Below are 5,887 nucleotides of genomic sequence, written 5' to 3' on the forward strand. Positions count from 1 at the left end.
ACCCAGCCCTTGCGGCGGTCGCGACAGGCAACATGACGGTTCGCATTACCATTACCGCCGAATGCAAGGTTCAGACCGCCAGCGATCTGGATTTCGGCTCAAAAGGCGTAATCGACGCCAATGCCGATCAAACCAGTACCATCGGCGTGCAGTGCACTTCCGGTCAGACCTACAATGTGGGTCTGAGCGCAGGCGCGGGTGCTGGTGCGACCGTAGCAGTTCGCAAAATGACCGGCCCTGGTGCCGCTACGGTTAACTACATGCTGTACAGGGACACTGGGCGCACCCAGCCGTGGGGGATCACAGTCGGCACCGATACGGTTGCAGGAACCGGAAACGGCAACGTGCAAAACCTGACTGTCTATGGGCGAGTCCCGCCGCAAACAACGCCGGCCGCAGGCGTCTACACGGATACCGTCGCGATCACCGTGACATATTGAACTTCCCAAACGGAGGATACGACATGCGACCCATGCAGTCATGCATAGGGGCGGCAGCGCTCCTTTTGCTGTGCGTCAGCCTTTCGGCAGCCGCTTCCCTTAGAGTGGCCCCAACCAGCCTGGAGTTGATTGCGCCCGACAGCGCGGCAGTTTTGAATCTGCACAATGATGCCAAGCGGCCGATAAACGTGCAGATACGCGTATTCCGTTGGCGCCAGGCTGACGGCGTAGAGCAGTTGGAGCCGACCACCGACGTGGTTGCCAGCCCGCCATCGACCCAGGTCGGGCCGAATGCCGACTATTCCGTTCGCGTGCTCCGCGTCAGCAAGGCGCGAGTGAAGACCGAGGAAAGCTATCGCCTGCTTGTAGACGAGCTGCCCGACCCATCGCGCAGGAAGGCTGGGACCGTGACGCTGGTGCTGCGCTATTCCGTGCCGGTCTTTTTTCGCAATCCCGACTCCAAGGCACCTGACGTGTCCTTCAGCATGTCGCGGAAGGGCCGCAGCCTTGTTCTGACGGCGCGTAACAATGGTGAAAGCCGGCTGAGGTTATCCAACATCGATCTGACGCAAGGCGGCAAGAAGGTCGCCAGTCGCAGCGGACTTGTCGGCTACATTCTTGGCGGAGCCACCATGCAATGGCCGATCGGCAGCAGCAAATCGCTGGCCGCAAGCTCTGTGGTGCTGAAGGCACAGAGCGATTTTGGACCATTTGATGCTCCGGTTGCGATCAAAGGGCGGTAGAATCGCGGTCGTCGCTGCAGGCACCTTTCTAACTTTCCTGCCGGCGAACGCGCAGGCTCCGCAGACTCAAATTGCGGAACCCGCCCCGGACCAAACAGGACGTCGCGACCTTTATCTCGAGGTGTTCATCAATGACGTTTCGACGGAGCTGATAGGGACCTTCACGCAGTTCCCCGACGGGCGCCTGGCGGCGACGCCGGACGAATTGAAGCAGGTCGGCCTGAAGCCCGTAGATAGCGCAAACGCGGACGGGCTGGTCAGGCTGGACCAACTGCCCGATGTTGCCTTTCGTATTGATGAGCCGACGCAGCGCCTCTTTGTCACGACCACGAACGAGGGGCGCGCCGCCCGCGTCGTCGATGTTCAGGCCGCTGAGAAGGGAGATCGTATTCAGGCGCAGTCGGGTTATGGCGGCGTATTCAACTACTCTCTCTTCGCAAGTTCCAACTCCCTGGTTGAGAACAGGGTTGACCTGTTTCAGGGAATTTCAGGAGCCTTTGATGCGCGCGTGTTCAGCCCCTACGGCACGCTCAACCAATCCTTCATTGCCGGCTATTCCGATGGCGAGTTCGGTGGCTTCACACGGCTTAATACGACGTGGAGCTATTCAGACCCTGAACGGATGATGACCTACAGGGCGGGGGACTTCATTTCCGGCGGGCTGGCCTGGACGCGGCCGGTCTATCTCGGTGGCATCCAAGCACAGCGCAACTTCGCGCTCCGGTCGGACCTGGTCACGCTGCCGCTGCCGTCCTTCGGCGGAACCGCTGCGGTTCCTTCCACCCTCGAAGTCTATGCCCAGAACGTCCGCACCTATACCGGAGAGATTCCCGCCGGGCCTTTTCAGGTCACCAATTTGCCAGTCTTTGCCGGAGCCGGTGAAGCGCAGGTCGTGTTGAGGGATAGCCTCGGTCGCGAGACCACAACGAGGCTCCCCTTCTATACCTCCAGCGACATGCTGGGACAGGGCTTGCTCGATTTCTCGGCGGAGATCGGGTTTCCACGGCGTAACTTCGGCACCGAGTCCAACGATTACGCCAACGGGGTGTTTGGGGTCGCCACCGCACGCTACGGTCTCACCAATTGGCTGACGCTTGAGGGCCATGCCGAGGGCGGCGAAGGATTGATCAACGGTGGTGTAGGCGCCGCCTTTCCGCTTGGACCATATGGCGCAGTCTCAGTCGCCGTCGCCGGCAGCCATCAGGACGGTCGCACGGGTTCGCTTGTCAACGCGTCTCTGGAAATGAGCTACGAAGGGTGGTCGATCTACGGTCGCATCCAACGCGCCTTCGGCGACTATGATGACATCGCCGCGGTGACGGCAGAGCCGACGTTGTCAGAGCCCGGTGACGTGCCGATCTTCAGCACGGGCGTGCCTCGCGCAATAGACCAGCTCACGCTCAGCATCCCGGCGCCGATAGATTTTTCCAGCCTCAATCTCTCCTATACGCATCTTGAAAGTGACGAAGGCCAGAAGAGCCAGATCGTTGGCCTTTCCTACAGCCAAGAGATATTCAAGCGAAGCAGCCTCTATGCCACTGCCTTTACCGACCTTGAGGATAGCGGCGGCTTTGGAGTCTTCGCCGGCCTGTCGGTTCCGTTCGGTGACGATATCACCGCTTCCACGGGAATAGAGCAGGGACCGGACGGCCTGAATGTCGTCGCCGACATCGCCAAGTCGCAGCGGTTGGAAGACGGCAGCATTGGCTGGCGAGCACGAACCTCGGAAGGCGACACGCCCAACCGGTCGGCCGCAGCAAGCTATCGCGCGCGCTTCGCCCGCTTCGAGGCTGGCGTCCAACAATACGGGAAGGACGTGCGGGCAACTGCGCAAATGGATGGCGCGATTGCCGTGGCAGGCGGCGGGGTCTTTGCCACAAATCGCATAGACGATGCTTTCGCCGTGGTCGAAGTCGGCGCTCCTGATGTCGACGTCCAGTTCCAGAACAGGCCGGTGGGAAAGACCAATCGGCAAGGGCGCATCCTGGTCCCCGGGCTTAACTCCTACGAACCGAACACGGTCTCCATCGATCCAAAGAATCTGCCAGTGAATGCGGACGTTCCGGCAACCAAGGAAGTCGTGATGCCAGCCGATCGCAGCGGGGTCGTGGTGACGTTCGGCGTTTCGGAAGCGCCCGAAGCAGCGGTCGTCACTCTGGTCGACAGCACAGGGACCCCTTTGGAAGCCGGCCTGAAGGGGCGCATGGAGGCTGGCTCCGAAGAGTTTGTCATCGGCTACGATGGTGAGGCGTACATTCGAGGCTTAAGCGCACAGAACACGGTCGTGATCGATCGTCTGGATGGCACCTCCTGCAAGGCCGATTTTTTCTACACGCCCGCACCCGGTCAGCAAGTCGCAATCAAGGACGTGGCATGCAGGTAAACATGGGAGAACGAATGCTCCGTCTTGTCATCTTCATGGCCTTTGCCATGTTTCCGTTGTCCGCTTTGGCGCAAAGCTGCAGCTTCAGCGTCTCGAACATGAATTTCGGGTTGGTTGACACCCTCTCGGGCAGTCAGACCAACACGACCGCGACCATCAACATGAATTGCAGCGGCATTGTCGGTCAGCGCATCCTGATCTGTGCGCATCTTGCGGCCGGCACAGGCGGCGCGTCGTCGGCGACGGCCCGCCAGATGTTTAGCGGAGCCAACGCACTCAACTATCAGCTCTATTCCGACTCGGCACGCAGCGTGGTTTGGGGTTCTTATGCCTGGGCCTACGCTTCCCGCCCTCCGGCACTGGCATTGACCCCAAATGTATTGGGCTCAGCCACTGGAACGGCGACTATCTATGGCGCCGTGGCCGGAGGGCAGGGAACCGTTCCACCTGGAACCTACCTTTCGACATTCTCCGGTGCGCAGGTCGAATTTCGCTATCGCTATACCTCCGGCAGCAGTTGCAGTACCGCCTCCGGTACGGTGGCGGCTGATCCGACTTTCACCATCAATGCGACGGTCGCCGCCAACTGCCTTGTATCGACGCAGAACATCGATTTTGGATCAAAGGGGGTACTTGACGGCAATGTTGATGCCACCGGCCAGGTGTCAGTCACCTGCACACCAGCAGCGGCCTACACGGTCTCGCTGAATGGCGGCACGACAGGATCGCCGCCGACAACTCGCAAGATGTCGAAAGGCGTGGAAACAGTGACCTATGGCCTCTACAAGAATGCTGATCGAACTCAGCCTTGGGGCGACGCTTCCGTGCCCGGCAGCACAGTGCCGGGAACTGGAACTGGGGTCCCGCAAGTCTTCACGGTTTATGGTCGCGTCCCGCCGCAGGCCACTCCTTCCGCAGGCGTATACACCGACACGGTTGTCGTCACTGTGACCTATTGAGCGATGAAGGCCTTTCCGACAAGACCTTGGTCCGAATTGACATTTAGCTGACCCGCTCGAATGATCCGGCCAATGCAGGGGCAGGGATCATGCTGGTAACAAGCATCGCGAACGGCACCTTCGAGCCGGAGGAACTGTCTCTTCTCCAGGGGCTGTTCGATATGCTTTGTGAGCTGCGCGGCATTAACCGCGAAAGCCCCGAAGCTACGACGGCTGCCGAAAGCCTGATTGCACGTTACAAAGCCGGCCTTCGCGGCGATGAACTTTTTCTATCGGTCGCGCCGGAGTAGCTGCAGCTCCAACTCTCTTCAGGCAATCCATCGGGAACCATTAAGGTCACAAAGGGGTTGGGCTCGGTCTAACCGTGCGGGCCAACCATGCAAGAGCTTTCTCCCGAGCAACAGCAGGCTACATCGCGTCTCATTCGGTCGTGGATTACTTCAGAGACGCTGCGCCATCAAATCCGCCAACTGCTGGGAGGTCCAGCAGATTGGGATGTGACCGAGCAGCATCGGTCCATGCTTGACGAGCTGGATCGGAAGCTGAACGAATGACCCATGGCACAGCAGCGGTACGACTTAAGGCAGGAGCCAGGTAGAAGCTGGACGGTGTTCGACGTGTTCACCGGCCTGACGGCTGATGCGTGGGGCGCGCCGGCTGAAGGTCTGGACATGGGACATGCCGACGATCTGGTTGGCCTGCGAACGGCATTGACCTGAAGCGTAGGGTCGCCCGAGGTGACTTCTAACCGTTGCTTCAATCTTCCCGCCGACCGCATCGACAGATGGTGATTTGGCAGGCTCGCCTATCGTGCTCTCTACCCGCTGCAGGATCGTATCGAGGGGCTCCGCGACCAGGATCTCGGCGAGCGGTCGATAGACGAATCCCAGGGACTCGGCGCGAGCAGACAGCTGAAGGCCCTTGCGATCCTCGGATTTGACTTCGCCGCGTCGGGAGTAACCCGTCCTTTCAGCGTGCGCAGCCCAATGGTAACTCCTGGGCGTCTTGCTCCCAGCGCTACAGCTCGAACCGCAGTTGACGTTGATCCGGCGGCAACACATCGCCTAGCGACGAAGCGTGACGCCATTCGGATGAGTTTCATGCCGCCCGTTCGCCAGTCGCTTCAATTGCCAAAGGGGGTGCGGTTCTATGTCAAAAGGGTAGGTCGGCACGATCAGTTTACCAAGCAAGGGTGACGGTGACCGTGCCGACCGGCACTGGTCATAAGGAGGGACCCAAACAACCAGATCTACAAACTACGCGCAAAACGGTAATCCCGCAACTAAGCCCCATGGCCTAGGCTGCCCGTCAGGGCCATTGCGCGATAGCACCATAGGCACCAGAGTTGGGTATATATTAGCT

General features: G+C 59.9%; 6 protein-coding genes. All 6 read left to right on the plus strand.

Going from position 1 to position 5,887, the window contains the following annotated elements; translation table 11 throughout:
* On the plus strand, positions 1-440 hold a 440-nt coding region (locus tag EN914_RS21265), incomplete at its 5' end, for a spore coat U domain-containing protein (protein WP_164778831.1).
* A 23-nt stretch (positions 441-463) separates the two neighbouring features.
* Complete coding sequence (locus EN914_RS21270; RefSeq protein WP_013525015.1) at positions 464-1,183, plus strand: molecular chaperone; 720 nt, start codon at positions 464-466, stop codon at positions 1,181-1,183.
* A complete protein-coding gene (locus EN914_RS21275) occupies positions 1,155-3,566 on the plus strand; it encodes a fimbria/pilus outer membrane usher protein (protein ID WP_024505609.1) in 2,412 nt (803 codons plus the stop codon). The genes EN914_RS21270 and EN914_RS21275 overlap by 29 nt, the downstream gene beginning before the upstream one ends.
* Before the next feature lie 14 nt (positions 3,567-3,580).
* Entirely contained in the window at positions 3,581-4,525 is a 945-nt protein-coding gene (locus tag EN914_RS21280) for a spore coat protein U domain-containing protein (protein WP_024505610.1), read from the plus strand.
* Positions 4,526-4,614: 89 nt separating this feature from the next.
* Positions 4,615-4,815: a hypothetical protein gene (locus tag EN914_RS21285; RefSeq protein ID WP_024505611.1), complete on the plus strand. Its 201-nt coding sequence runs from the start codon at positions 4,615-4,617 to the stop codon at positions 4,813-4,815.
* 267 nt (positions 4,816-5,082) lie between these two features.
* Positions 5,083-5,244, plus strand: coding sequence for a hypothetical protein (locus EN914_RS21290; RefSeq protein ID WP_244507004.1), 162 nt, complete (start codon positions 5,083-5,085; stop codon positions 5,242-5,244).
* Positions 5,245-5,887 lie beyond the last annotated feature (643 nt).

This window comes from Mesorhizobium sp. M7A.F.Ca.CA.001.08.2.1, assembly GCF_003998455.1.
GTDB lineage: Bacteria > Pseudomonadota > Alphaproteobacteria > Rhizobiales > Rhizobiaceae > Mesorhizobium > Mesorhizobium ciceri.